18 protein-coding genes and 1 pseudogene are annotated in these 26,958 nt (G+C 45.7%); 10 read left to right on the top strand and 9 right to left on the bottom strand.

From position 1 onward, the window contains the following. Positions 1-27 precede the first annotated feature (27 nt). The 6 genes and pseudogenes from U4956_RS07870 to U4956_RS07850 all read right to left on the bottom strand — a co-directional run bounded on the left by U4956_RS07870 (position 28) and on the right by U4956_RS07850 (position 5,899). Complete coding sequence (locus tag U4956_RS07870) at positions 28-1,389, bottom strand: aldehyde dehydrogenase family protein (RefSeq protein WP_323090022.1); 1,362 nt, start codon at positions 1,387-1,389, stop codon at positions 28-30. 217 nt (positions 1,390-1,606) lie between these two features. Continuing rightward, entirely contained in the window at positions 1,607-2,263 is a 657-nt protein-coding gene (gene rd, locus U4956_RS14420) for a rubredoxin (RefSeq protein WP_416347421.1), read from the bottom strand. A gap of 87 nt (positions 2,264-2,350) precedes the next feature. Then, positions 2,351-3,472: pseudogene (locus tag U4956_RS14415) on the bottom strand (acyl-CoA dehydrogenase); the annotation flags it as partial. Positions 3,473-3,671: 199 nt separating this feature from the next. Continuing rightward, positions 3,672-3,998: a thioredoxin gene (gene trxA / locus U4956_RS07860; RefSeq protein ID WP_395528219.1), complete on the bottom strand. Its 327-nt coding sequence runs from the start codon at positions 3,996-3,998 to the stop codon at positions 3,672-3,674. A 398-nt stretch (positions 3,999-4,396) separates the two neighbouring features. Beyond that, positions 4,397-5,707: an AI-2E family transporter gene (locus U4956_RS07855; RefSeq protein ID WP_323090019.1), complete on the bottom strand. Its 1,311-nt coding sequence runs from the start codon at positions 5,705-5,707 to the stop codon at positions 4,397-4,399. Between the two features lie 18 nt (positions 5,708-5,725). Then, positions 5,726-5,899 (bottom strand): hypothetical protein, encoded by a 174-nt coding sequence (locus U4956_RS07850; protein WP_323090017.1) that lies wholly within the window; start codon positions 5,897-5,899, stop codon positions 5,726-5,728. A 473-nt stretch (positions 5,900-6,372) separates the two neighbouring features. On the opposite strand from U4956_RS07850, the gene U4956_RS07845 reads away from it, so the two are divergent. Further along, a complete protein-coding gene (locus tag U4956_RS07845; protein WP_323090016.1) occupies positions 6,373-7,077 on the top strand; it encodes a lysozyme family protein in 705 nt (234 codons plus the stop codon). A 140-nt stretch (positions 7,078-7,217) separates the two neighbouring features. Here the strand turns inward: U4956_RS07845 and U4956_RS07840 are convergent, their stop codons facing one another. Further along, the gene (locus U4956_RS07840; RefSeq protein WP_323090014.1) at positions 7,218-7,940 is read right to left on the bottom strand and encodes a TVP38/TMEM64 family protein; all 723 of its coding nucleotides are present in this window, start codon (positions 7,938-7,940) and stop codon (positions 7,218-7,220) included. 580 nt (positions 7,941-8,520) lie between these two features. On the opposite strand from U4956_RS07840, the gene glpK reads away from it, so the two are divergent. The 5 genes from glpK (at position 8,521) to U4956_RS07815 (ending at position 17,367) form a co-directional block, all read left to right on the top strand. Beyond that, positions 8,521-10,035 (top strand): glycerol kinase GlpK, encoded by a 1,515-nt coding sequence (glpK, locus tag U4956_RS07835; RefSeq protein ID WP_323090013.1) that lies wholly within the window; start codon positions 8,521-8,523, stop codon positions 10,033-10,035. Between the two features lie 588 nt (positions 10,036-10,623). Continuing rightward, positions 10,624-12,543, top strand: a complete 1,920-nt coding sequence (locus U4956_RS07830) for an LCP family protein (protein ID WP_323090011.1) — start codon at positions 10,624-10,626, stop codon at positions 12,541-12,543. A 357-nt stretch (positions 12,544-12,900) separates the two neighbouring features. Beyond that, entirely contained in the window at positions 12,901-13,422 is a 522-nt protein-coding gene (locus tag U4956_RS07825) for a helix-turn-helix transcriptional regulator (RefSeq protein ID WP_323090010.1), read from the top strand. Between the two features lie 452 nt (positions 13,423-13,874). After that, positions 13,875-15,419, top strand: coding sequence for a transposase (locus U4956_RS07820; protein ID WP_323090008.1), 1,545 nt, complete (start codon positions 13,875-13,877; stop codon positions 15,417-15,419). A 574-nt stretch (positions 15,420-15,993) separates the two neighbouring features. Beyond that, positions 15,994-17,367: an IS4 family transposase gene (locus tag U4956_RS07815; protein WP_323090006.1), complete on the top strand. Its 1,374-nt coding sequence runs from the start codon at positions 15,994-15,996 to the stop codon at positions 17,365-17,367. A 639-nt stretch (positions 17,368-18,006) separates the two neighbouring features. Here U4956_RS07815 and U4956_RS07810 read toward each other — a convergent pair. Beyond that, a complete protein-coding gene (locus U4956_RS07810; RefSeq protein WP_323090004.1) occupies positions 18,007-18,846 on the bottom strand; it encodes a DegV family protein in 840 nt (279 codons plus the stop codon). A gap of 231 nt (positions 18,847-19,077) precedes the next feature. Further along, the gene (locus U4956_RS07805) at positions 19,078-19,581 is read right to left on the bottom strand and encodes a MarR family transcriptional regulator (protein WP_323090002.1); all 504 of its coding nucleotides are present in this window, start codon (positions 19,579-19,581) and stop codon (positions 19,078-19,080) included. A 690-nt stretch (positions 19,582-20,271) separates the two neighbouring features. Here U4956_RS07805 and U4956_RS07800 point away from each other — a divergent pair. The 4 genes from U4956_RS07800 to U4956_RS07785 all read left to right on the top strand — a co-directional run bounded on the left by U4956_RS07800 (position 20,272) and on the right by U4956_RS07785 (position 26,725). Beyond that, positions 20,272-22,236 carry a sucrose-specific PTS transporter subunit IIBC gene (locus U4956_RS07800; protein ID WP_323090001.1) on the top strand — a complete coding sequence of 655 codons (1,965 nt, stop codon included), beginning with the start codon at positions 20,272-20,274 and terminating at the stop codon, positions 22,234-22,236. A gap of 647 nt (positions 22,237-22,883) precedes the next feature. Continuing rightward, a complete protein-coding gene (iscB, locus tag U4956_RS07795; RefSeq protein WP_323090000.1) occupies positions 22,884-24,218 on the top strand; it encodes an RNA-guided endonuclease IscB in 1,335 nt (444 codons plus the stop codon). A gap of 30 nt (positions 24,219-24,248) precedes the next feature. Beyond that, the gene (locus U4956_RS07790; protein WP_323089999.1) at positions 24,249-25,700 is read left to right on the top strand and encodes a glycoside hydrolase family 32 protein; all 1,452 of its coding nucleotides are present in this window, start codon (positions 24,249-24,251) and stop codon (positions 25,698-25,700) included. 59 nt (positions 25,701-25,759) lie between these two features. Beyond that, positions 25,760-26,725, top strand: coding sequence for a carbohydrate kinase (locus U4956_RS07785; RefSeq protein ID WP_323089998.1), 966 nt, complete (start codon positions 25,760-25,762; stop codon positions 26,723-26,725). The last annotated feature ends 233 nt before the right edge of the window (positions 26,726-26,958 follow it).

Raw genomic sequence — 26,958 nt, 5'->3', positions numbered from 1 at the left:
ACTTTGTCTGGTTGCTGCTTCCGGTCGCTAATGGAGAACCAGCCGGATGAGGCTTGCCATCCATGGCTTGCGGTCGTTGTAGCGCATCGGAAGATCCAGAGCGCCTTTCTGGATCACGGCTTTGTCATGCGAGAACGTATCAAAGCCATATTTGCCATGGTAATGGCCGATTCCGCTGGCCCCCATGCCGCCAAACGGCAGGTTGTCAGAAGTCAGGTGGATGATGGTGTCATTGATGCAGCCGCCGCCATAGGGCTGAATGCGTTCGACATATTGCTGGTGGAGTTTATCCCGGCTGAATAAATAGAAAGCCAGTGGCGTTGGCAGTGAGGCAATCTTTCGCATGAGCGGTTTGAAATTTTTGTAGGTCAGAATCGGCAGAATGGGTCCGAAAATTTCTTCCTGCATGATCGGATCATCCCAGTCCACGTTGTCCATGACGGTAGCTTCAATCTGTAACGTCGGTCCAGAGGCGCTGCCGCCAACGACGACTTTGGATGGGTCGACCAGCGAAATCAGATGTTCATAGTGAGATTCATTGATGATTTTGCCGATATCTTCCGGGTTTGGATACTGCTTGCGGATTTCATTGGTTAATGCTGCCAAAAAAGGCTCTTTGACGGATTCATGCACAACAACATAATCCGGTGCGACGCAAGTCTGGCCAGCATTGAGGAATTTGCCAAAGACAATCCGTCTGGCCGCCAGAGCCAGGTTAGCGGTTTCATCGACAATGGCTGGCGATTTGCCACCCAGTTCAAGCGTCACTGGCGTCATCTGCCTGCTTGCTGACTCATAAACCAGAGAGCCCAGTTTCTTGCCGCCAGTAAAGAAGATATAGTCAAATTTCAGATCCAGCAGGGCGCTGATTTCATCGCGTCCGCCTGTCGAAACAGCAACATATTCACAATCAAAGGTCGAAGTGAGCAGGTTTTCAATGGCTTTGGAAGTTGCCGCGGCCGCATGGCCGGTTTTCACGATTGCGGTATTCCCAGCTGCCAGTGCTTCCACTAAGGGGACCATGGCCAGTAAAAACGGATAGTTCCAGGGCGCCATGATCAGCACGTTTCCATAGGGGATATGGATGGTTTTGGAGATCGCCGGAAATTCATGCAGCGGGGTGTAATGATAATGAGGCGCTGCATTGTGGTCAAGATGGCGGATCTGCCAGTCAATGGCTGAAAGGGTCAGGCCAAATTCAGACATATACCCTTCTGTAGGACCTTTGCCAAGATCAGTATGCAGAGCATCAAGAATTTCTTTTTCGTGTAGAAGCATTGCTCCTTTGAGCAGTTTGAGCGAATTTTTGCGGAAATTTACATCATAAGTCAGCCCAGTGGCGAAAAACTGCTTCTGGGCCTCCAGAATCTTGTCAAATTGTTTTTCCATACAAGCCTTTCTAAGGATCCAGGATCCTGATGGAGTTTTCTGGAATTTCTATGCAAAGAGATACTTTTAGTATAGTCATACTGCGGCAAAACCATCAAAAGAAAACCAGCATCCACTTTGAAAGTCTTCCTGCAACAACAAGCAGCCGCCAGTCGATCCAATCGAAAAAAGCTGAACAGAATCGAAAGGAAACTGTTCAGCTTGAGTGGCTGCTGGATCAACCGTTATAAGGTTCGAAATCCTCTTTTGCCGCACCGCAATATGGGCAGCTCCAGTCTTCTGGAAGATCTGCAAATGGAGTGCCTGGGGCAACGCCACTTTCTGGATCACCTACAGCTGGATCATAGATATACCCACACAGTGTGCACTGATAAAGGCCGCCAAGATCTTTGACTTCTTCTTTTGGTGAGCCAAGTTCTTCAACCAGTAAGGGCAGAACTTCGTTCAGATCTCCAACGATGCCATAATCTGCATTCTTGAAGATTGGGGCATTTGGATCGTTGTTGATAGCCACAACTGTTTTAACCTTTTCCATTCCTTTGAGATGCGGTTTGGAACCGGAAATTCCCGCTGCAATATAGAGATCCGCATTGTCAGCTTTCTGGCCGGACATTCCAATGAAGCGATCCATGCCGATGAAGTGGTGAACTTCCGCTGCTGGCCGGCTGCCGCCGATGACAAGACCCATGTCTTTACCCGCCTGGATGGCCTTATCCGCATTTTCTTTGGTTTCTACCCCCTGGCCGATTCCAAGAATTTTCTTGGCCGAACGGATTGGAGTCTCTGGATCTTCAGAAGCAGAGAAATCAAAGTCGTTTTTAAGGATTGCCGCAAGTTTCCGAACAGAGTCTTTCAGGTTCAGTTCGTCAATCATTTGCTGCTTACGGCCGCCAGCGTCTTTGGCTGCCGCTGCTTCTGCTTCTTTCTTGGCCTGCTTTTTGAGTTTGCCAAGGATGTTAGAGGCGATAACAACCTGCTGAATTTCATTGGTGCCTTCATAGATCGTTGTGATCTTGGCATCGCGATAGCGTCTTTCAACGCCCATTCCCTTAAGGTAGCCGCTGCCGCCAAAAATCTGCAGCGCATCATTGCACACTTCCAGAGCAATATCGGACGCATACAGTTTGGCCATGGCGGCGTTCATGGAATAAGGTTCGTGGTTTTCTTTCATTTCAGCTGCCTTATAAACGAGCAGACGAGCCGCTTCGAGTTTGGTTGCCATCATGGCCAACTTGAAGGAAACCCCCTGGTTGACGGCGATTGGCGCACCAAACTGGATGCGTTCTTTGGCATAGGCAAGAGCGTCTTCATACGCGCCCTGCGCAATGCCTAAAGTCTGCGCGGCAATCCCGATTCGACCGCCATCGAGGGTGGCCATCGCAATCTTGAAGCCCTGGCCCTCCAGGCCCAGCAGATTTTCTTTTGGTACTTTTACATTTTTGAAGTGCAGTTCGGCAGTCGAGGAGGAGCGGATGCCCATCTTGTTGTAATGATCGGAGAAGGTGAAGCCTTCCCATCCTTTTTCAACGATGAAAGCAGAAATTCCACGGGTCCCTTTGCCTGGAGTTGTCACCGCAAAGACAACGTAGGTATCCGCCACTGGGGCGTTGGTAATGAAGATTTTCTTTCCATTGAGGATGTAATGATCTCCCTCGAGTACAGCAGTTGTTTCTGTTTCGCCAGCATCGGATCCGGCATTTTCTTCAGTCAGACCAAAGGCACCCAGTTTTTCACCAGAAGCCAGTGGTTTGAGGTATTTTTCTTTCTGTTCTTCGGTACCGAAAGCGGCGATTGGATAGGTTCCTAAAGAAGTATGGGCGGACAGGATAACCCCAATCCCGCCATCGACGCGGGAGAGTTCTTCAACAGCGATGGCGTAGGAGAGCACATCGTCTCCTGCGCCGTTATATTTGGTTTCATAAGGCAGGCCCATCAGCCCGGCTTCTTTCATTTTTGCGACGAAGTCATGTGGGAACTTATTATTTTCGTCAAGGTCCATCGCAATGGCTGGAATGTTGGTTTCGGCGAGGTCACGGACTTTCTGACGGAAGTCTTCATGACGCTGATCAGTTTTAAAGCTCATATTTCCTCCTGATCGGGATTGCAAAAGCATCCGTGGATCTTATTAATTCTCATTATACTTGAGTTCGCACTTTTTGAAGCGCTTTCTTTAGAATTTCTTTATTTCATCGTGATGTATTTTCCTTTACAGGACAAGAAAAAAGCCATCATCCAAAAAGGATAATGGCAGATTCGCTGAATGAGAATCAGACTGTCTGGACTTATTTCGCTTCGGCGGCGTTAATGAAACGGGTCAGACCGGCTTCATCCATGTAACCGGCAGTTGCCAGGACTGGTTTTCCATCTTTGAAGAAGATCAGAGTTGGAACAGACTGTACATTAAAGGCACCGGCAAGATCCTGATGCTGGTCGATATCAACCTGGGCAACAACAACTTTGCCTTCGAGTTTTTCAGATACAGTTTCCAGAACTGGATGTAACATCTTGCAAGGACCGCACCAAGTAGCGAAGAAATCGATCAGGACTTCTGGGTGAGAGTTAACGATCTCTTTAAACATATCAACGGATTCAACATGACGAATAGACATAGCGAACACCTCTTTCTTGATAATCATTCTACTATGAGTCTATCGATTCCCCCTCAAACTCGCATTCAGATTGCCCGTCTGTAATCGATTCGGATTATCCTTTAATCCCTTTTGTCCAGAGCGATAAGGCGAGTCGATGAAAGCCAACCTTCAGTTCTGGCCTGATTTTCCTCAAACGAATAAACAGTTCAGGAAAATCATGAAAAGAACAGACAAGCTTCCTGGATGGAGGATCAAGATGAATTCATCTCTGCGCGCAGACTGGGGCTGTTTGGCTGCCATAAAAAACCCAGCCCCTCAATACGAAGCTGAGTTGTTTTTTGGTCAGCTGGATTCCTTTCCCAGACTGGACAGATTCGATTCGCCAATTTGACAAGCCAGACAGCCCTGTCGTTTTCCTACTTCTGATCTGGCGCTGAAGAAGCCGAATCCTCCATTCCAAAGTGAAGCAGTCTTTCAGTTTCATCTGTCACTTGTTTTGCCTGGCGCAAAATTTCGGCTGTTCCCGGCTGAGCTGGTTTTACCAACACCGTTCCATCTGGATGAGCCTGCGCTGCGGCGGCTGCTTCTTCAGCCCGTTTGGCATGCATGGCTTTCACCTCCGCAAGGTAGTCTTTGAGAATCTTGTAAAGGGAAGCCATGAGGGGAACACCCAGAATCATGCCCAGAACGCCGAACATGGTACCCCCGACAACGATGGTGATCATGACATAGATCCCCGGCAGCCCGACCTTGTTTCCAATCACACGCGGAAAGAAAATATTGGACTCGATCTGCTGGATGACACATAAGAACACCAGGAAGATCAGGCACTTGGTTGGAGAAATGGTAAAGATAATAAACGCGCCAATGCCGCCGCCAATAAAGGCCCCGATCATGGGAATCATGTTGATGACACCGACCAGAATGCCGATCATGGTCGCATAGGGCAGCTGCAGGATCAGCATGCCGACAATACACATCGTCGAAAGAATACAGGCTTCAATGATCTCCCCTAAAATAAAGGATTTGAAGGACTGGTTGATGATGCGCATATTTCTTGTCAGATGGACACGGCGTTCTGGAGCCATGAATAAATCGGTCAGCTGGTAATACGCTCTGACAAAGCGTTCTTTTTCCGAGAGCACATACGCCGCAAAGACGATCATGACAAACAGGTTGACAAAGCTGCCCACCGCAGTGGTGACCAGATTGAAGGTGCTGTCCATCATATTTCCGGTTGTAGAACCTTTGGTAATAAAGTGCACGATCGAATCGAGGGTGGCAGCCCAGTCAAATTTCACATTGGCAAAGTATTGAGCCGCCTGCGGGTACTTTTCAAAAAGCTTTTGGAACAGGTCACCAAGTTCCTTGAAGTACGTTGGCGCTTCATTGGTCAACATCCGCAAAGCATTGATCATATTTGGAATAACAATCGAAAGAATGAGCACAATCAAGCCTAAAGCCACCAGAAAAGAAGTGGTAATGGCCAGAGTGCGGGCATTTTTTCTTAAAAACGGCTTCGTACTTTCACGAAGTCTTTTTTCAACCGGATCCATGATCAGATTGAGGGTAAAAGCCAAAGCGGCCCCGGCCGCAAGAGAGCTGAAGGAGTTCAGTAAAAACCGGACCCCGTCAACAACATAGTTGAAGTTGGTGATGAACAGAATGGCCAGAACAATAATGATGCCCATCATCCACAGTGTTTTATATCGTTTAAAAATCTGCATTGCATTTCTCCATTCTGATCAGGACAAGGATTGCGAAGAAAGATACTGTTTCAAGGTCAGAAAGCCAAGAATCAGACAGACCACTGAGCCGGCCAGTGCCTTTAAATCTCCCCGAAACATGGCCGCAAACGAAAAGGCTGCAGCGCCGCCTAAAAACAGAACAGTCAGCCAGCCGGCTGTTTTTCGATTCATAGATCCCATATAAATATTCCCTTCAGTTTGTCTTCATTGTAACATCCACCAGGTTTTTCACACATTTCGGCCCCCGAATATCAATCCTCCCCAAACAGGCGAAAGATAAAGGGCGAAAAATCTATTCTTTTCAAAAAGAAAGAGCCACAGCCAAAGTGACCTTTTAGAAAGCGTTTTCGATCAGAGCCGTTTCCTTCAGATCCAGTCAGATGGATTCAATCTTTCCTTCAGTTTCCATGTGGATCGGCGTAGAATAAAAACCTTATTCGGACCTGAGGATTTTATCCTGCGAAGATGAACCTGTACCTGTCAAAACTGTTATTCTTGGATTTTTCATCTTTTTTCAAGGTTTTTCTCCTACAATAGTATCCGATTGGAATCCTGTCTTTTTCAAACCGGTTCTTCCAGCTTCTTTTTCACCTTCATAAACTGCTTTTTCAGCCGCCCGTTTTCCATCAGAAAGGAGGATTGAAATGCCCAAACGATTCAAAAACAAATTAAAAAATCTGCCAGAAGCAGAGTCTGGCAGATCTGACACTCTTCATGAGCCGCTTCATAAATCCTCCCGATCCTTCTGGCTTTTGTTTCTGTGCCTGATCATTGCAGGGGCATGGCTGACGATTTATATCGAAAACAGAGGAATCCTCAATGGGACCAGCCACGGTCTTTCCTCAGAAGAACTTGCGTATCGCATTGAACAGGCCGCCCGCAAGGAAGGCATTGCCCAGCATCTTCCCGAACTGCAGGCCATTGTCAAAGTCGAATCCAATGGCCAGAGTGAAGATGTGTTTCAGTCCAGCGAATCCTTAGGCTTGCCGCCCAATTCCCTGTCCGTCGACGAATCGATTGATCAGGGTGTTTCCTACTATAAAGACCTGCTCGAAAAAGCAGACCAGCTGAATGTTGATCAGGATGCTGTTTTCCAGGCTTACAATTATGGCAGCGGCTATCTGGATTTTGTCGCGCAAAACGGTGGTAAGCATACTCCGGCGCTGGCCGAAGAGTTTTCCCGCATTCATTCCGACGGCCGGATCGTGACCTATCCCAATCCCGTGGCCATTGAATCCAATGGCGGCTGGCGCTATGACTATGGCAATATGTTTTACGTTCAGCTCATTCATAATGTTTTAAATCCGGATATTCCGGACAGTGAAGTCAGTCTTTCCCCATCTGCCTGAGTGGCTGACTGTGCTGACTTAATTTGGATTCAGCTTTTTCCATCAAAGCTTTTCCATCTCAAATCCAACCAAAATGGCCCGCCATTCAGGCGGGCCATTTTGGTTGGATGGGAGATTCTGGACGATCAGAGGATCTATCCTTAACGCAAATGGAACAGATGAAGCAGCCATTCCACGATTTTGAGCAGTCCCATCGAATAACAAAACGAAGAGACCGGCCGGCTGCACAAAATAATCAGCAAAAACTTCTGAAAAGACATGCCGCTCAGCGCTGCAATCATGCACAAGACAATATCCGGCGAAACGGGCAGAAACATGAAGATGGTAAAGAACATCGCAAAATGGCCAGAGTTCTGAAGCCTTTTTTCATACTTATCAACAGTTTCAGGACTCGCAAACCAGAGAATAATCCGTTTGCCATAGCGTTTGGCCAGCCAGTATGCGATCAGACAGTTACAGATTGAGGTAATGGTGTTGTAAAAAAACGCCGGGAGCGTGCCAAAAACCACAATTCCAATCGATCCCATGGAACCCATCGGGACAATTGGGATATAGGACGAAAAGACACTGATCGCAATAAACAGAATCGGCCCAAACGGTCCGGCTTTCTGGATCATGGCTTGAATCCGGCTGGTATCGGCCAGCTTGCCGTTTTTTAACAGATAATAGAACACCGCAATAAACAGAATCGCAAAAAGAATCGAGACGATCTGATTGCGCCGGCGAACTCTCGCCCCCTGTTTTTTCTGCTCTGTATTGACCCCTTCAATGACCGATGAGGAGGTTGCGGATGAGGCCAAAGAAGCAGACGAGGCGGCTTTTTTGGGAGTGGCATCAGGTTGAGAAGATGGATAATCGGACATGCATATCTCCTTACAGACTTGGATAACTGCCTTCAGTATACAAATGGGCTTGGCAGGATCTTTTCGAGCGCCCAAAAAGATCATCCTTTATTCATCGTACCTGATTTTTTCAGCTTTCGTCCCCACATTCTTCTGGTCAGATCTTTATCGATGCCAAATTCTTGTTTTGATCCCTTTACTTTTCATCCAGTTATTTTTCATCCAGCAAGTCATGCCCTCATTTCAATGTCCGCTGTCTTTTTCAGAAAAGTCGATCTGAAACAGGATCTGTCTTTTCTTTTTGGAAACTTGAAATCTTCTCTCTTCATTCCATCAGATCATGGGATAATTCAATAAGAAGAAAAGCAGCTGCCGGCTGGACAAAAGCGTTTTGGATGGACTGGAAAAGAAGTCCTTCCCAGAATTTCATCACCAAAAGAAAAGACTCTCTGGTACAGCCTTTCATAAGTCTATAAATATCCATAAATATTCCGTAAATATATGGAACAGAAATCAGATTGAATCTGGACTTTTAAAGACTGGAAAAGCCGATCGAAAGACTGGATGCCTCGTCTTGCCGGGCAGCGAAAAAGGAAACTTTATGACAACACCTTCATACATTCTGGCGATCGACCACGGAACAACTTCCACGCGCGCCATCTTATTTGATCATGATCAGAAAATTGTCGCTCTCTCCCAGCGCGAAGGCCATGTAGAGTATCCGGCGCCTGGCTGGGTTGAACAGGATGCTACGGAAATCTGGCTGGACACTGAAGCCGTCATTGCGGATGTGCTCAACCAGTCTGGCATTGATCCCGAACAGGTCAAAGCCATCGGGATTTCCAACCAGCGTGAAACGACTGTCTTATGGGATAAACGGACCGGACTGCCAATCTATAAAGCCATCGTCTGGCAATCGCGCCAGACCGTCGGAATCTGCGAGCGCTGGAAAAAGGAAGGATTTGAAGAAATCATCCGCCGCAAGACGGGGCTTCGCATTGACCCCTATTTCTCTGCTTCCAAAATCGCCTGGATTCTCGACAATGTTCCCCTGGCAAGACAGAAAGCGCAACGCGGCGATCTGTTGTTTGGCAACATGGACTCCTGGCTGGTGTGGAAGCTGACCGGCGGCAAATGCCATATTACAGATGCTTCCAACGCTTCTAGAACCATGCTTTGCAACATCGAAACAGTCAGCTGGGATGCGAAGCTGCTCGATCTGCTTCACATTCCAGCGTCCATTCTGCCTGAAATTGTTCCAACTTCGGCCGTGTATGGAACGACGGCACCGTATGCGTTCTTTGGCGCCGAGGTGCCAATCGCTTCAGTCGTTGGTGACCAGCAGGCTGCTTTGTTTGGACAGCTTTGCCTGGAGCCGGGCATGGCCAAAAACACCTATGGCACTGGTGGATTCTTACTGATGAATACCGGATCTGAAATCATCCGCTCCAGTCAGGGACTGTTATCAACCATTGCCTGGCAGATTGGCGATCAAGTGACGTATGCCCTGGAAGGATCGATCTTTGTTTCGGGTTCGATCATGAAATGGCTGCGCGATACGATGCGCTTAATTGACAGTGTCAGCGAAACTTCCGATATGGCCATCAAAGCCGGAACAACAGGCGGCGTGTTTATCGTGCCCGCCTTTGTCGGCCTGGGCGCCCCCTATTGGGATCCCCAGGCCAAGGCCTCGATTGTTGGTCTGACATTTGGTTCCGGTAAAGAGCAGATTGTCCGGGCTGCTTTAGAGAGCATGGCGTTCCAGGCCAATGATGTTTTACAGGCGATGATGATCGACTCAGAAATTCCATTGAGCATTCTGAAAGTGGATGGCGGAGCAGCTGCCAATGATTTCCTGCTTCAGTTCCAGGCTGATCTTTGTCACATCGATGTCACGCGCTTTAAGATGACTGAACTGACTGCAATGGGCGCTGCTTACCTTGCCGGGCTTGCGATCGGCTTCTGGAGCCTTGCGGATCTGCGTAATGAGGTCGAACACGTCTTTACTCCTCAAAGGCCGGAAAAAGAAATGCAGCAGCGCTATCACGACTGGAAAAAAGCTGTAAAAGCCTGCCAGAGTTTTGAAACGGAAGAATTTGAACAACACCACCGATAGAAGGTTTCGAAAGAGACTCTATAAAAACACGAAGAGATTCGATTGGATCCAGGCACAGGCCAAATATCCGGCTCCAGCCAGAATTATGATTCTCTTCCTGTTTATCCTGTCGAATCCGAAACCTGCATTTCCTTGCAAAAATGGTGCACAAGATTTTATTTTTTGCGAAATCGCTTCAAAACTGTACAAAAATATAAAAGAACGCCGGAGAAATCCGGCTCTTTTTGATGAAATTCTTTGTGATGTGATGTGTTTTTGCCTTTCAGTTTTGTTGGATGACTGTTCATTTTTCGTTTTTTGAACAGATTTATAAGTTCAAAGCGAAAAGAAATTTTCAAAACTGGAAAGTGGAAGACAAGCCCATAAGCCGCGCCATTTCCGTTCCTTTTGAGTATCGTCATCCCATTTTCATGATATCTAAAGGGATTCATTTATGCTCTTATTGGGGATCCAGCGGTAAAATGAAAAAGTTACAGCCCTTATTGGACCAAACTTTGTTCACTATTGATGCACGACGAGGGTGTAAGAAATTCCTTTTTCGCTATGTTACTATAGTAAAAGCGAAAAAACGCAATTCTGGAGGTGCCTATGCGAAAAGCGAAGAAATCACGTCAGCCCAAAACCCTCACGTTCTTTTGTTGGGTATTTCTGATCCTGCTGATCGGATCCATTGGCTATATCCTGTATGAAGCCTTGCAGATTGGCATTTTCACATCCACCCAATTGATGATCGCGGGCGGTGTCCTTGCTTTGATTGGCGTTCTGTTTGCCTGCCTGCTGATTAAGCGGTTCTATCATGTCTGGACAAAAATTCTGGTTTTCATCCTTTCGGGCGCTTTCAGCCTGATCTGCATGTATGGCGGCTACTACATCGACAAAACCAACGATCTGTTCAGCCTGGTTGTCACCAATCCAAATTCAGATTCCAATTCTGGAGATACCCAGGTTCTCAACTCTGCTGATGTCCTTGGTCAGATGGCGATGACCGTAACGACCTATGCGATGCATGGATCCAACATCACCAATCCAGGCGATCTGAATGGCAAAGTTGTCGGCGTGATGATGTCCGCCGATGAAAAGGGAACGACTGGCGCCATCAACCAGCTCAACAATGCCGGCGCAGCGTTTGAAACCCGTGAATATCCAAGCTCTTTCTCTTTAGTTGACGCCTTATATGCCAACGAAGTCGATGCGATCATCCTGCCCGAACAGTTCCACGATGAGCTGCTCGAAAATGCGAACGACTTTAACAAATACAACGCATTGACCACCTTCACCAATAACGTTGATCAATATATCTATTACGAACCAATTCCTGAAGAAATGCGCAATCCGGCCGACGAAGTCGCCGATATCACCAAAGACCCCTTTACGATTCTGATTTCAGGTGCCGACAGCTATGGAAACATCAACTCCGCCAACCGTTCTGATGTGAACATGCTTGTCACCGTCAACCCAGTGACCCATCAGGTTCTGATGGTCTCCCTGCCGCGTGACTCTTATATCCCCTTCTCCTGTAAAAAGAATATCAATGCCTGCTACAACATCAGCGGTCAGCAGGATAAACTGACCCATACGGGATTTTATGGCGTTGGAACCACCGAATCCACCCTTGAAGATTTTCTGGGGGTCGAAATCAACTACACCGTTCAGGTCAACTTCTCTTCCTTAATCAATATCGTCGATGCGATCGGCGGGATCGATGTGGAAGTCGAACCTGGTCTGGAAGTCGAAACTTTCTATGCGAATGGTACCGAAGGTGTTCATGCCGGAACTAACCACCTGGAAGGCGAACGGGCCCTTGCCTTTGCCCGCGAACGGCATGCGTATCTGACCGGAGATAACCAGCGCATCATCAACCAGCAGCTTGTTTTAAAAGCCCTGCTCAACAAGATGATGTCCCCCGCAATGGTTGTAAACTATCCAGGCTTTATCCGCGCTCTTTCTACAGCCTTCTCTACCAACATGCCAACCAAGCAGATTAAAGAGCTGATTGGTCTGGAACTGGCTGGCTTTCCAAGCTGGAACATCCAGAGCTTTACCGTCAGCGGCGATTCTGACATGTTGTATTGCCCATCACTCAACGCAGTAGCCTCAGTTGTCATTGATAACCAGGCCCAGGTAGAACAGGCGAGCAGTCTGATTCAGGATGTGATCGAAGGCAAGGAAATTGATGTGAATAATCCATCGAGTGAACCAAACGTCCATCGCAACAACAGTTCAAACCAGACGACAGACACCGATTCTTCTCAGGATCAGATCGACAACAGTTCTGACTATCCATATCCCGGATATACAGACCCTGGATATACCGATCCGGGATATATCGATCCCGGTTATACCGATCCAGGCTACCAGAATCCTTCCTACACCGATCCTGGGTATACGGATCCTGGCTATATTCCAGGTGAAGATATGGCGCCGGTTGCCCCACAGGAACCTGAACTGCCCTCCTTTCCAGTTGATACTCCAGATTTCGATCTGCCATTCGAAGAGTACGACAACTAATCACAAACAACTGCCCTTTAAAATTTCAGCCTCAGACTCTTGTCTGGGGCTTTTTCTTTGGCTGCCCTTTTCAGATCGCCTGTCTGCTTTCTTCTTCTTTACCTCCTGGCGTTCATAGGAGTTTCAGATTCTGCCTTTCTTGGGGCAGAATGATCTTCAGAGCAAGTTTCGGTTTCGGATAACTTATCATCCAAATCAGAGCAGTCAGAAACTGTCTTTTCATCTTTTGGGATGTTCTATCCGCCCATAAAAGCCAGTTCTCAACAGGTGACCTTCTTTTTGCGCCGGAAATCGTTCAGACTACAGTTGTCAGGCGCCATAAGACAGATCGCTGCAGCGATCAAAGGAGATTTAATTTTGGACCAAAGAAAAATTGGCGAGTTTCTCAGAAAACTGCGCAAGGAAAAGGGCTGGACACAGATGGAACTGGCTGACCAGCTTGGCGTTTCCAACCGCAGTGTTTCGCGCTGGGAAAATGGCACAACCCTGCCTGATCTTTCCCTGCTTCTTGTTTTAAGTGAACTCTACGCAATCAGCATTGATGAAATTCTGGATGGCAGAAAGAAGGACGAAAATATGACAGAGAATCAGACCATTCGCAAAGTCGCAGACTACAGTACCTTGATGGAACAGAAACGTTCCCGCCGCATGATGTGGCTGTTTGTCGCCGCATTTATCACCTTAATTGGCTATGCGATTCTTGAAAGTTTACAGCTGACCTATACAGAACCATGGGAATCGATTTCCTCCATGATGCTTGGCTTTACTTGCGGCGTATTATTAACCGGCGTTCTGTATTGCTCCTCATGGCTTCAGAAAATTGCGCGCACCAAGCTGCGCCTGAAAAGTTTTATCCTCGACCCGAAGAAAGACGACTGATCGCTTCGTAAAGAAAACAGTCTTGCATCCCCCATCCAACAAAAAATTTGTTGACTCAGTTCGATGCAAAACCAGCCTGCAGGAATTTTGTTTCCTGCAGGCTGGTTTTTTTTTGATGCCGTATCGGTTAGTTTCTGATCACCTTGACCAGTCTGACGATGGCAAGAACCAAGCCCATCACGGCCAGTCCAAACTGAGCAATTGCCAGTACGTCTTCAAGTGTTTCCTTTTTCATATTTTGACGACTCTCATAAATTCGAAACACCTTTAGGTTTCATGGATTTTATATTCACCATTTTTCGTTTTTCCTACATTCAGAAGCGAAAAATGGTATTTTTTATTTGAATAAATATTAACTTTTTATTAAGCATTGGATTGAGCGTTGAAAACTTAACACCTTTCTGCGGCCTCATGCCGATCAGAAAAATGACTTTTAGAAAGGAGCAGTCGAGATGTTAACCGTTTCTAGTACTCACCAGGATTTTTTACAGGATCTGAATGGCCGGATAGCCATCATGCACTCTTCGCAAATTGACAGGCTTAACGATCTGTCATACGCCATGGCTTTAGGTAAGGTCGCTCTGCTTAATCTGGATCCAGTTATAGATGTGATTTCTCACCTGTATTCCTCCAGAGGGCGACCTGCTGCCGATCCACGGATGCTTATTCGTTCTCTGGTTCTTATGTATCACTTCCAGGAAACCAGTATTCAGTTATGGCATGACCGCCTTGAGTACGACTTTTTACTCCGGGTACTTTGCGGCATCAGTGGACGCAACCCAGCAGTCGGGACCTATTATTCCTTAATGGATCGACTTTATCTGTGGGATATTTCTGTGAACATCCTTCCCGCAGGAAAGAATAATAAGCCTAAGAAAGCTAAAAAGCCAAAAGGCAGGCCGGGACGAAAGCCAAAAAACTCTGTCAGTCCTCCAGATTCTGATATTGATCAGTCCGGGACACCAAATCCAACCAGAAAGGGAGAAAAAATGAACCTGAATCCTCCCGGGGCGACAACCTCCCTGGCGATTCAGGCTCAAATGGGTGAGATTGACCCAGAAAGGTCTATCAGGATTCTTCAAGCTCTATTTAAAGAAATTGCGGTGGAACCATCTATCGCAATGGGCCTGATCGATCCGGGTAATCTCATTCTTTCGGGTGATGGAACCGCTGTCTATGTTCACGCAAACAACAGAGGTCATCATCTATTAGAATACACTGGAACCGAAAAATTTGATACCCTTCGTCGTTATTCTGATCCTGATGCCAGTATTGGTTTTGACAGTGATAAGGGAGATTACTATTTTGGCTTTACAGGCTATTTTAACGTTGTTCATAACTCCGATAAAAATATTGATCTGCCAATCCACTTTATGATCGAATCTGCCAGAGAACACGATTCAACCATTTCGATTAAAGCAATAAACCAGGTCAGGCACTTATATCCGAACATAAACATTACTCATCTCTGTCTGGACAGCGCCAGTGATAATGAAGCGACTTTTCAGCTGTGCGAAAACTGGTCTATCAATCCCGTTATCGACCTCAATAAAAGAAGAGGAAAAGGAACCGAAAAAGGCAGCGTAACCATTTCCTCTACCGGCAAGCCAATATGCAAATCAGGCGAAGAGATGTACTGTACTGGTTTTGACAAAACACATAATGCCTATAAATATCGCTGTCCGTATGTTATGAAGCGAATTCCGGAGTGCTCCCATCGTGACGAATGTTCAAAAGGTACCTATGGCCTCTCCGTCTACCTGAAGTGTAACAGTGCCAGAGAAAGGGCTATGCAGAAGCATGGAACCAAAGAGTGGAAGACAGTTTATAACAATCGGACAAGCTGTGAGCGAGTCAACAATCGTTGTCTGAATGATTACGGTCTCCATAAAACGAAAACACGTACTCAGCGCCGGATATCATTTGTAACCTTTCTTGGATGTGTAAACATTCATACAGATGCCTGGTTAAAAGAGGAAAAGGCAGCTAATAATTAGTGTAAAAAAACAAACTAGTATTCCTACTTTTTTTAGTGCGGCCTTTTTTTCAGATCGACTGAAACTGGCTTCTCAAAACTTTCTTTGAGAAAGGCAGAACTAATAAAAGCCGCTTAGCTAATATTTTCTTAATAATTAGTTAATAATTTATTCAGATTCCTCCTATAATTTATGAGAGTGCTCTTTTTCATGAACAAAATTTATTATTTACGGAATTGAAGAGTACCTCATGTCAAGTACAAAAAGATCTTCCCAAAGCAATGGGAAGATCTGACAAAAGAAGCAATGATACCAACGGTCAAGCGAATCGGTCTATTCACACTGACTCAGTTTGTGAGTATGAAAACAGACATTAAGCCCAAGAATCTACAAAAAGTAGGACCAAATCTAAATAGTCTTTTAAGAATCAATGTCATTTAGCTTAGTTTTTGATAGTTAGTATTGTCCACCATCCGTGCACAGATGGTGGATTTTATATTTTCTGGTTTAACGAAAATTAGCTTTGACAACAACTCTATAATTGTCTAATTTAATCCTCATCACGTTGAAAACATAACTTTATAAGGAGGAAAATATGGCAACTAAAGTTACTTCGCCGTCCGTGATTTATCAAAAATTCATGAAATCCCTTGAGGAATTTGCCTACAAACAGGAGAAGATTCTTGCTTCTGAAACAGGAGCTTTCTCACGAAGTCATTATCGATCATCAAAAATAAACTTGTTCCATTTCCTGAATACATCCATTATCGGGAATGGATCAACACTCTCCGATTTATCCATGAACTATTTCGGCATGGGCAGTGTAAGACCATCTGCTTCGGCACTTGTTCAGACAAAAGCCAAGATTCCAGTCAGCGTATTTTCAGCACTGCACAAAGCCACATTGGCACTTTATTCCATGGATAAAAAATATAAAGAACACAGGGTAATAGCCTTTGATGGAACCAATGAACCTGTTGCGCCAAATGAAGATGAACCTGACTACATCATTTATACCAAGAACAAGGAAACCATCATCCGGGCCGGTATTCACATTAACGCTGCCTATGACGTACTTAATGACAAATATCTAGCCATCGTCACTCAAGACCAGAGGTCCAAAGACGAACGGGCCGCTGCTATGAAAATGGTCAAGGAGATTCACGAAGCTTATCCTGGCGAGACATTTCTCTTTGTCATGGACAGAGGGTATTTTTCTTATCCATTGTGTAAGCTTATTGAATCCTTAGGGCACAAATACCTCATACGTATGAAAGAACGAGAGTATAGCTGCCTGACTTATACACCGCTTGACCATACAGAAGACCAGCAGATCAGCCGCATTCTTACCCACCACCAAAGAAAAGAGGAAAAAGAAAACCCCCAGATGAAATACCTGGTCAAAAAATCAATGAGACAGATTGATCAAGAATCTGAATTTATTGATTTTGACTGCAGGGTGGTAGCTATCGAGATTGGCGACAACGTCTGGGAAGGACTGATTACCAATCTGGATGAAGCAGAATTTCCTCCGGAGGCTCTTGGATTTATTTACCACCTAAGGTGGCGAATCGAGCAGAGTTTCTCCTGGCTTAAATATGGAATAGGAATGAAACGTATCCACTCGATAAAAGCAGAATACATCATTCAGGAGATTTATTCATCCCTTATCTTCTACAATCTGGTTTCCGAGATCAAAAAGTGTGTTCTTGAATCATCTCAATCGGATAATAAAGAAGAGAAGCAGACAACTTATGAATACCAAATCAATACAACTAAGGCGATACGGGCTATCAGGAACACGTTTACTCCGAAATGGACGAAAAAACGAACAATCTGTCAAATTACAAAAGCGGAGTTTCAAGCTCTGACCGAGGAGCTGCTAAGAGAAAAACTGCCCGTTCGGCCGGAAAGGAGCTTCAAGCGAAATCTCCATCCCAATCGTTTGATATGGTTCACCTATCGATAAGTGCATTATATGCGCATCTTATTGATACAAACCACCCATACAATTCTTAAAAACGGCTCTTATCGAAGGGTTGTTTTTAGTGCGCCTATTTTGATGAATACAGCCAAATCAATCAGTATATTTTGTGCTTGGTTGGTGCATATGGATATAATCAGCAGCAAATTCTATTCCTATCATCCACTTTGTCTTTGATTTTTATACAAAGTTTGAGGTCATATTTTTCTAGCTAAATGACATTGTTTTAAGAATCTTAAATTAGTCCATAGATAAAGGAATTAAGCGCTCAAATTCTCAATATAGATAACAATAAACCTGGTCCTACTTAGGACCAGAAATAGTTGTGGTCCTACACTATAGCTTATTTCAAGGCTTAAAAGGTTGTTTGGGACTATCCTAGTCGAATTATCAGCACTACTTAGATAGTTTAGGATTGATATATTCAACTTAAATGGCATTTATCATATTCTGATTATATTTTGAAGAAAATAAAGGCTAAAGAATGGTTTTTGCAATATATTTTTATCCATGAAAAGAGTTCCCAGAACTGGTAATAGCTCTGCTTTATTAAGCACTTCTAGATTGATTGAATCGTTAAAATACGATACTTTAGCCTATTTATGCTGAATTTAGCTAATAAAATTACTTCTTGGTAAAGAAACCAATGCCCGCGGCACCGGGACCGACATGAACACCAAGGACCTGGGAAAGAGAGCATGGTTCAACATGGGCTAAGCTGATGCCAAGAACGCTTTCCAGTTCAGTCGTCAGCGCATGGATATTGGCATCCTCCAGACCTGAATAGCCAAGCGCAATTGGGCGGTTTGGATCCAGTCCGGCTTCTTCAACAAGACTTGCAATCTGACGGATGGCTTTTTTGATGCCGCGTGTCTGCGCTGCCACGCCAACTTCACCGTTTTCATCGATAGTTACAATTGGCTTAATTCCAGCCAATTCTCCAATCGTGGCTTTGGCAGCGGAAATACGACCGCCTTTTTTGAGATATTTGAGCGTTGGAACTAACGCGAACAGTTTCACTTCTTTTTTAGCCTGTTCAAGTGCATCCGCAATTTCAGAAGCATCCATTCCCTGGTCACGCAAATGCAGAGCTTCTTTCACTAAAGCCGTCTGGGACAGGCAGGCATTGTTGGAGTCTACCAGATGAATGCGGCCGCCAAACTCCATCGCAGCAAGTCTTGCGGAGTTGTAGGTACCCGAAAGAGTCGAGGAAAGGCATACTGCGACCACCTCGTCTTCTGGGTCTTTCAAAAGTTCTTCAAACAGCTCTGCAAAGCCGGCTGGCGAAAACTGAGAAGTGGTCAGGTTGACACCTTCTGAATCAAGCAGCAAGTAGAACTGCTCATCTGTGATTTCTTCCTGTGGCACTTCGCCATTGACCAGCACCGGAAGTTTTACCACAACGAGGCCTTTGCCTTTATCGTTTTTCATCTCCTGGGCACTGTCGGTAACAATCCAAATCATAGAAATCCTTTCTGCCGCACGGCGGCTTTATCTTTTCTTCTTATCAATTTCTTCTTATCAATTTCTTCTTATCAATTTCTTCTTATCAATTCCCTGTCCAGTCTGTTTCGATCTATGTCTTTTTTTTCGATCATTCCTGGTCAGAACTTTGCCAAGATTTAGGCGGTACAGGATCTTTCCTCTTTACTGCCGGATCAGATTGATCTTCAAAGATCCATTTCTGCTCCTTTTTTACATCTGGCCTTCTTCAGAATCAGAATTTTCCTTCTGGGCGTTTTTTTGCTGGAGTCTCTTTCTGGTTTCAATCTGCTGCTCCAGTTGACTGATCAGCGTTGTGCTGAAATCATAGAAAGCTTCCCATTGATTCTGGTCGATAGCCATATGGCTGGCTTCAAAGATTTTAGCCGCTTCCACTTCCAGATATTCGGTCAGTGCTTTGCCCTTCTGGGTCAGATAGTAACGGGCCTTGTAGACAGTGCTTTCGTCTTTGATCACCAGTCCATTGTGCTTGAGGTTTTTTAAAGAACGCGAAATCAGGGCTTTATCGGCATGGATCAAGGAACAGAGTTCCTCGGGCCGTAGTCCCTGCGGATGCGTATCGAGTGCAAGCAATAAGGAGAGATCCGATCCTTTCAGACCCTGTTCTTCCATATAAATTGCTTTGAATTTATTGATCTGTTTTCCCAGCGCCCCAAGCGTGTTGAGAAACTTGATCATCTTTTCTGTCTGTTCCATGACCAAAGCGTACGCCTGTTTTGTTGAGCGATCAATTATTTTTGATGATCAATCAACATTTCAAAGCCTGAACGGCATGTATTCGGTTTCAAACCATGGCGGCTCTGCATTTTTATCTCTATCCAGTTCTCTCTTCTCTTAGATTTTCGAGACAGTTGTGTCCCCTCTGCATTTGCGAAAGGGACAGTCTTTGCCCATGGCGTTTTTAGATCAGCGGGTCTTTTTTTGTGCTGATGATTTTATTTTTTATGTTTTTGCACATACTTTTGAAACCTTTAAATCTCTTAAAGTTCCTTTCAGAAAATCGGATCGATTCTTTCTGGATGGATTGAATCCTTTTTGGGCAGAGTTTTATCTCTGTTGTCTGCCAGGTTCTCAAAGCCTGGATTGCTTTTGCAATCCATAATCCTCCGTATTTTCGAGATTTTTTGTATTTTTGCCGTCAAAACATTGGGTTTCCAAAATTATACGGAATCGGTTTTCTAATAATCCAGTTTTGAATCCCCCTGACAACGAGTTATTTATAGGTATTTTATATGCGAATAATCCATAGATTAAACGCTTTCAAAAAGTTTAAAGAATTTTCAAAAACATGTTGACATGAAACCGATACCAGAATATGATGAGAGCGTAAAAACCGGTTCCACAAACCAGATAAGAGAAATGCGAAAGCAGAAAAAAGGAGACTGTATGGATTACAACCAGATCGCCAAAGACATCATTCAGGATGTGGGCGGCAAAGAAAACATCATCTCAGCGGTTCATTGTGCAACAAGACTTCGTCTGAGACTGCGCGACTATAACAAAGTCGATGAACCAAAACTGACCGACGTTGACCAGGTCAAGGGCGTGTTCCTGGCTAACGATCAGTACCAGATCATTCTTGGATCTGGAACCGTAAATCTTGTTACGGATGAAGTTCTCAAAGAAACCGGCCTAGGTGCCGGAGCTGCTGCTCCAGCCGAAGAATCCAATGCTCAAAAAGGCAACCCCGTAATGCGGTTTGTCAAAGTGCTGTCGGATATCTTCGTTCCCATCATCCCAGCGATCGTAGCGGGTGGTCTTTTAATGGGTCTCAACAACGTACTGACCGCATCCGGTCTGTTCGTCCCCGGAAAATCGCTAATCGAAATCATGCCAGAATTTGCTGGGCTGGCTTCCTTCATCAACTTATGTGCCAATGCTCCATTTACCTTCCTGCCGGTTCTGATCGGTATCTCCGCAACAAAGAAATTTGGCGGCAACCCTTATCTTGGTGCTGCCATGGGTATGATCATGGTTCATCCGGATCTGCTCAATGCTTACTCCCTTGCAACTGCCGAAACCGTTCCAAGCTGGAACTGGTTTGGTCTTGAAGTGCAGTCCATCGGCTATCAGGGAACTGTTCTTCCCGTTCTAGTTGTTTCCTGGATCCTGGCGACCATCGAAAAGAAACTGCATAAGATCACGCCAAGCTGGTTAGACAACCTGACCACTCCATTGCTCTCGATCCTGGTGACGGCAGTTCTGACCTTCCTGTTTGTCGGTCCAATCATGCGTACAGCAGGTGACTGGCTGGCTTATGGTCTGTCCTGGATCTATTCCACACTTGGCTTTGTTGGCGGTGCTATCTTCGGTCTGTTGTATGCTCCAATTACCATCACAGGTATGCACCACTCCTTTACCGCAATTGAAACGCAGTTAATCGCTGCTGCTGAAACCACTGGCGGATCCTTCATCTTCCCTACTGCTTCGATGAACAACGTAGCTCAGGGTGCTGCCGTCCTTGCGGTTTTAATGACAACGAAAAATGACAAACTGAAATCCATCTGCTCAGCTTCCGGTATTTCCGCGCTGCTAGGAATTACGGAACCAGCCATGTTTGGTATCACCCTGAAACTGAAATATCCGTTCTATGCTGCAATCATCGGTTCCGCTGTTGGTTCGGCATGGATTGCTGCAACGCACACGCTTGCACTGGCAATGGGTGCTGCGGGGCTTCCTGGCTTTATCTCGATCGCTCCACAGTCCTGGGGCAACTTCTTTATCGGTATTGCCTTATCCATGGCTGTATCCTTTGGCTTAACCTGGTATTTCATGAAAAAACATCCAGAAGGCGCTGACGAAAAGTCATCTGACAAAAAAGGCTTCTCCTTCAAGAAAAACAATAAGAAAGAAACAAAAGAAGAAACATCCGCTGCTCCAACAAACGCAACTGTAGATTCTGAGGACAAACATGCGATTCACGCCCCATTCAACGGTACTGTAAAACCTATATCCGAATGCAAAGATGGTGTCTTCGCTTCCAAAGCCATGGGTGATGGCATTGTGATGACTCCAGAAGATGGCAATCTTTACTCTCCAGTGGATGGTGAAATCATGCTGATCTTCCCAACGAAACATGCGATTGGTCTGAAATCCGACGATGGAACCGAACTGTTAATCCACGTTGGCATGGACACTGTAAACCTGGAAGGCAAACCATTCACCACAATGGTCAACCAGGGGGACAAAATCAAAGCTGGTCAGCTCTTGTTAAAAGTCGACCTGAAAGCCATTCAGGATGCCGGCCTGTCCATTGAAACACCAGTTGTCATCACCAACGCTAAACCATTTACGATGGTCAAAGAAGGACCTGTCAAAGCTGGCGAAACCGTCGTAACGATTTCTGAATAAAAAGAGTCCGAAATTCAGAAGGCTCGGAAATTCAGAAGACTCAGGATTTTAAAAATCCACAAAAACATGAAGATAAACGATAATTTTATCTTCTCTTGCAAACTCCCCATGCATTACTCGATACAATAAGGAAAACGACCCTCTCTTTGTCTCTCACCGGCCGGATTCCTTATTCATTCAAAGATTCCCCCGCCTGACAGCAGTTGATGGTCGGTCCCTTTCTTCCCCTGTTGATTTTCAAGGACCGTATCTTCTGCTGTCTTTTTTTTCAAAAAGCAAAATCAATACCAGCACTTTTCTTATCCAATAGAAACGAGGAAACCGTGTCAATGACCCCACCCAAACTGCCTTGCAATTTGGATGGGGCTTGAAATAAGAAGCTTTCATGCATCTGTTTCAAGCCTGATTGACTAGCCTGAGTCTTAACTGACTACGTTATTTGAGAATCGACCTTTCACAGGTCTAAACAGGCCCTCCGGAACGTTCAGCCTAATTCCGGACTCTGCGGATCTGCATTAACCAGCGCTGAGGTCAGGTGCAGTGTGTAGATCAACAAACCTCTTATAACATTGGCGAAGGCTGATGCTTTACACACTTCAAAGGATGCTTTTTGTCCCAAGAAGATTTATTACCCTGGAGGTAAAACTATGGTTTATGTATTAGATATCGACGGTAAACCCTTGATGCCAACCGAAAGGCATGGCAAGGTGCGCCGCCTTTTAAAAGAAAGAAAAGCTAAAGTGGTAAAGAAAACTCCCTTTACCATCCAGCTTTTATACAACTCAACAAGATATACCCAGCCTGTCACTCTTGGAGTGGATGCTGGTTCCACACCCATTGGTCTTAGTGCTTCGAGTAAGACAAAAGAACTTCTTGCCTGGGATGTCGAGTGCAGAACAGATATTCCTGAGCTGCTCTCCACAAGAAGAGAAGCCCGCCAAGCAAGAAGACACCGGAAGACAAGATACAGAGCGCCCAGATTTAAAAACCGGGACAGATCTCAGCAAAACCAGGTTCAGCCTGAACAAAAAGATACTCAGTCTAAACAAAAAGGATGGCTCGCCCCGTCTGTTGAGCATAAAATCGATACGCATCTTAACCGAATTGCGGCAGTTCAGAAAATTCTGCCCGTAACAAAGATTGTGGTGGAAACAGCCTCCTTTGATACGCAGAAACTAAAGAATCCTGAGATCAGCGGTATTGAATACCAGCAGGGGGAACAGACCGGTTTCTGGAATGTTCGTGAATACGTCCTGTCTCGTGACAACCACGAATGCCAGCACTGTCATGGCAAAAAGAAAGATCCGATCTTAAATGTGCATCACATTGAAAGCCGGAAGACTGGCGGAAACTCACCTTCCAACCTGATTACGTTATGTGAAACCTGTCATAAGGAATACCACGCCAAAATCAAGGCCGGAGAAATTAAAGGACCAAAGGATTTCAAGCTTCCTGAACGGGCTGAGTCTTATCGGGATGCCGCCTTCATGGGCATTATGCGCAACACCCTGCTAGAGCGGTTAAAAAAAGCCAATCCCAAGATCGAAGTGGTCAATACCTATGGCTATCTGACAAAGAACAAAAGGATCGAGCTTGGACTGGCTAAAGAACACTATAACGATGCTTATTGCATCGCAGGCAACTTGAACGCTAAACCATTAGAACAATGCCTGTATCTTAAAAAGATCCGAAGACATAACCGGCAGATTCATAAATTCAATTTCAGCAAAGGACATGTACGCAAGAGCAACCAGGCTCCACATCTGGTTGGCGGCTTCTGTCTTTTTGATAAAGTCCTGTACAAAGGACAGAAATGTTTTATTACTGGACGCAGAGCGACTGGATACTTTGTCCTGAAAACCATTTTTGGAGAAACAATCCATAAATCTGCCTCAATGAGGAAACTGACTCTTCTGGAAAGAGCAGATGGATACATCAAAGAAACGGAGGTGCGGCAATTCCTCGCCACCCAAATTGCATAGCAATTTGGATGGGGTATCCTTGCCTATCATATGAACAAAATACGCGAAGAATTTAACCGCCCCCAAAGTCAGGAAGCCAGAAAGGCTGTCAAACAAGATGCCAACCGCCTGACCTATCATCTGATGCCGCCTGTTGGCTGGCTCAATGACCCAAATGGTCTTTGCCAGTACAATGGTCTGTACCATATTTTCTATCAATACACTCCAGGAAATCCGACCGGGGCCGATCATCGCGGCTGGGGTCATTACACCACCAAAGATTTCATCCACTATCAGGAAGAAAACGATCCTTTTGTTCCGGACACTGAAGCGGATGGAAAAGGATCTTACTCCGGCAGTGCCCTCATTGACGATGATGGCAAGCTGCATTTCTTCTACACCGGCAACAACAAGCTTGTTGGCGACTATGACTACATCAACAATGGCCGGATTCATTGGGTTGTCCACAGCGAAAGCCCAGATGGCTTTACCTTTAGTCCTAAAGAAGTCCTGCTCAAAAACAAAGACTATCCAGACTCCCTTTCGTGCCATGTCCGCGATCCGAAAATCATGAAACGCGATGGCCAATACTACATGGTTTTAGGTGCCCGCACCAAAGACAGCCATGGCCAGGTGGAAGTCTTCGTCTCTAAAGATCTGAAAGACTGGAAACACATCTCCACCATCCGTCCCGAAAAAGAATTTGGCTATATGTGGGAATGCCCGGATCTCTTTGAACTTGATGGCAAAACAATTCTCATGACCTGCCCACAAGGTGTAGCGCAGGACGGAATTCTGTACGAAAATATTTATCAGAATGGATGGTTTGAAGTGAATGGATCGCTTGACCATGACCAGCGCGTTTCAAATTTCAAAGAATTTGATAACGGCTTTGATTTCTATGCCCCGCAGAGTTTCCAGGATGAAAAAGGCCGTCGGATTCTGATTGGCTGGATGGGAATTCCCGATGCCGATTACACCAACCCGACAGTTGAAGCCAACTGGCAGCACGCTTTAACTCTGCCCCGTCAGCTGCATTTTAAAAACGATCGAATTTACCAGTTCCCGATTGAAGAAATCTTCAATCTGCATGGCGAAAAGATGGATATCGATTTAGCTGCCGATACCTGCCTGACCATGCCAGAACGTACAGTTCATCTGAACTTGCATCCCAAGGCCGATTGCTGGACGATCACTTTACGAAAGGATTGCACGTTATCGTATGCCAATGGCCTGTTTACCATGGATCTGAAATCCAGCGGATCTGGCCGCGGCAGCCGTCATCTTGCGATCGATAAGGTTGAAAGCCTGGATATCTTCTCAGACACCTCCAGCCTGGAAATCTTTATCAACCATGGCCAGCACGCTCTGACCACCCGGATTTACGATGCGCCAGAAGATCTGAGCCTTTGCACCAGCGCTCCATTAAACGGAACACTCTGGACCATGAATGCCTTTGAAGTCAAAGAAAATCTGGAAAAAAGCGATCCAACGATCGTCTGACTTCACCACCAATCTGTACAATCTAAAAAACTGCTCAGGCAGTGTAGGAGAAAGAAAATATGAGAACTGATGTTACTGCTTTTGGAGAAATCCTGATCGATTTTACCTTTGATGGCGTCAATGAAGGTGGCGCCGCCCTGTTTGCCCAGCACCCGGGCGGCGCGCCCGCAAACGTGTGCGTTGGGGTGAAGCGCTTAGGCGGAACGAGCGCTTTTATCGGTAAAACCGGTGAAGACATGCACGGTACGATGTTAAAGGGTGTCCTGGATGCTGAAGGGATTGATGTCTCCAACCTCGTTCAGGATGGTGACTTCTTTACAACCCTGGCCTTTGTCAGCGTCGGACCAGATGGAGAAAGAGAATTCTCTTTCTCCCGCAAGCCGGGCGCGGATACCCAGATGACATTTGAAGAAATGGATACAGACCTGATCGCCAACTCCAAGATCTTTCATGTTGGCTCCTTATCTTTAACCGACGAACCTGCCCGCAGCGCGACCCTTAAAGCAATCGAACTGGCTAAAGACAATGGTGTCATCATTTCCTATGACCCAAATTACCGTGCTTCGTTATGGAACAGCGAAGAAGAGGCGATCAAACAGATGCGCTCCTTAGTTCCTTATGCGGATATTATGAAGATTTCCGATGAAGAAACTACCCTGCTTTCCGGTCATGAAGATCCAAAAGAAGCTGCTGAAATTCTGCTGAGCCAGGGACCTAAAGTTGTTGCGGTTACCTTAGGAAGCCATGGGGCTTTAGTAGCCAGTCAAGAAGGCACCCGCGTTGTCGATGGCTTTAAATCCGAAGTTGCCGATACCAACGGAGCCGGCGACTCCTTCTGGGCAGCCATGCTCACCCAGGCTGCTCATGCAGACAAACCACTCGAAGAAATCGATCTGGATACCCTGGAATCCTTCTTGCGCTTTGCCAATGCGACGGCTGCTTTGACTGTTCGCAAACATGGGGCGATTCCGGCCATGCCAACCAAAGAAGAGGTTGATGTTTTTCTGGCAGAAGTCGATGCATAACCCCCCAGAAACCGGATTGAATCGATAAAATTGAGTGAAAACAGATTTGGAATCTCTGAACTCCGGATTTTCCTGTACAATCCAAATTGAATCGACGATGAACAGGAACCAGAAAGGACAGCAGCCCTGATCTGTTGGATCTGTCTGAATGGCCATTTTCCTGTTTTCACCAAAAGTCTTGAATTTTAAGATCCAGATCCTTGAGCCGAATCCGCGATTCGGCTTTTTTCAGA

This window comes from Allobaculum sp. JKK-2023, assembly GCF_034745455.1.
In the GTDB taxonomy this organism is placed as follows: Bacteria; Bacillota_I; Bacilli_A; order Erysipelotrichales; family Erysipelotrichaceae; genus Allobaculum.
Note: the sequence above shows the minus strand (reverse complement) of the source record. Positions and strands in the feature narration are given on the sequence as shown.

Excerpts from the sequence above, each read along its gene's own strand:
- U4956_RS07805 (WP_323090002.1), bottom strand. The coding sequence starts at position 19,581 with ATGGAACAGACAGAAAAGATGATCAAGTTTCTCAACACGCTTGGGGCG.
- U4956_RS07830 (WP_323090011.1), top strand. The coding sequence starts at position 10,624 with ATGCGAAAAGCGAAGAAATCACGTCAGCCCAAAACCCTCACGTTCTTT.
- U4956_RS07810 (WP_323090004.1), bottom strand. The coding sequence starts at position 18,846 with ATGATTTGGATTGTTACCGACAGTGCCCAGGAGATGAAAAACGATAAA.
- U4956_RS07815 (WP_323090006.1), top strand. The coding sequence starts at position 15,994 with ATGGCAACTAAAGTTACTTCGCCGTCCGTGATTTATCAAAAATTCATG.
- iscB (WP_323090000.1), top strand. The coding sequence starts at position 22,884 with ATGGTTTATGTATTAGATATCGACGGTAAACCCTTGATGCCAACCGAA.
- rd (WP_416347421.1), bottom strand. The coding sequence starts at position 2,263 with ATGATTGACGAACTGAACCTGAAAGACTCTGTTCGGAAACTTGCGGCA.
- U4956_RS07850 (WP_323090017.1), bottom strand. The coding sequence starts at position 5,899 with ATGAATCGAAAAACAGCCGGCTGGCTGACTGTTCTGTTTTTAGGCGGC.
- U4956_RS07800 (WP_323090001.1), top strand. The coding sequence starts at position 20,272 with ATGGATTACAACCAGATCGCCAAAGACATCATTCAGGATGTGGGCGGC.
- U4956_RS07870 (WP_323090022.1), bottom strand. The coding sequence starts at position 1,389 with ATGGAAAAACAATTTGACAAGATTCTGGAGGCCCAGAAGCAGTTTTTC.
- U4956_RS07840 (WP_323090014.1), bottom strand. The coding sequence starts at position 7,940 with ATGTCCGATTATCCATCTTCTCAACCTGATGCCACTCCCAAAAAAGCC.
- U4956_RS07785 (WP_323089998.1), top strand. The coding sequence starts at position 25,760 with ATGAGAACTGATGTTACTGCTTTTGGAGAAATCCTGATCGATTTTACC.
- U4956_RS07845 (WP_323090016.1), top strand. The coding sequence starts at position 6,373 with ATGCCCAAACGATTCAAAAACAAATTAAAAAATCTGCCAGAAGCAGAG.
- U4956_RS07855 (WP_323090019.1), bottom strand. The coding sequence starts at position 5,707 with ATGCAGATTTTTAAACGATATAAAACACTGTGGATGATGGGCATCATT.
- trxA (WP_395528219.1), bottom strand. The coding sequence starts at position 3,998 with ATGTCTATTCGTCATGTTGAATCCGTTGATATGTTTAAAGAGATCGTT.
- U4956_RS07820 (WP_323090008.1), top strand. The coding sequence starts at position 13,875 with ATGTTAACCGTTTCTAGTACTCACCAGGATTTTTTACAGGATCTGAAT.
- glpK (WP_323090013.1), top strand. The coding sequence starts at position 8,521 with ATGACAACACCTTCATACATTCTGGCGATCGACCACGGAACAACTTCC.
- U4956_RS07790 (WP_323089999.1), top strand. The coding sequence starts at position 24,249 with ATGAACAAAATACGCGAAGAATTTAACCGCCCCCAAAGTCAGGAAGCC.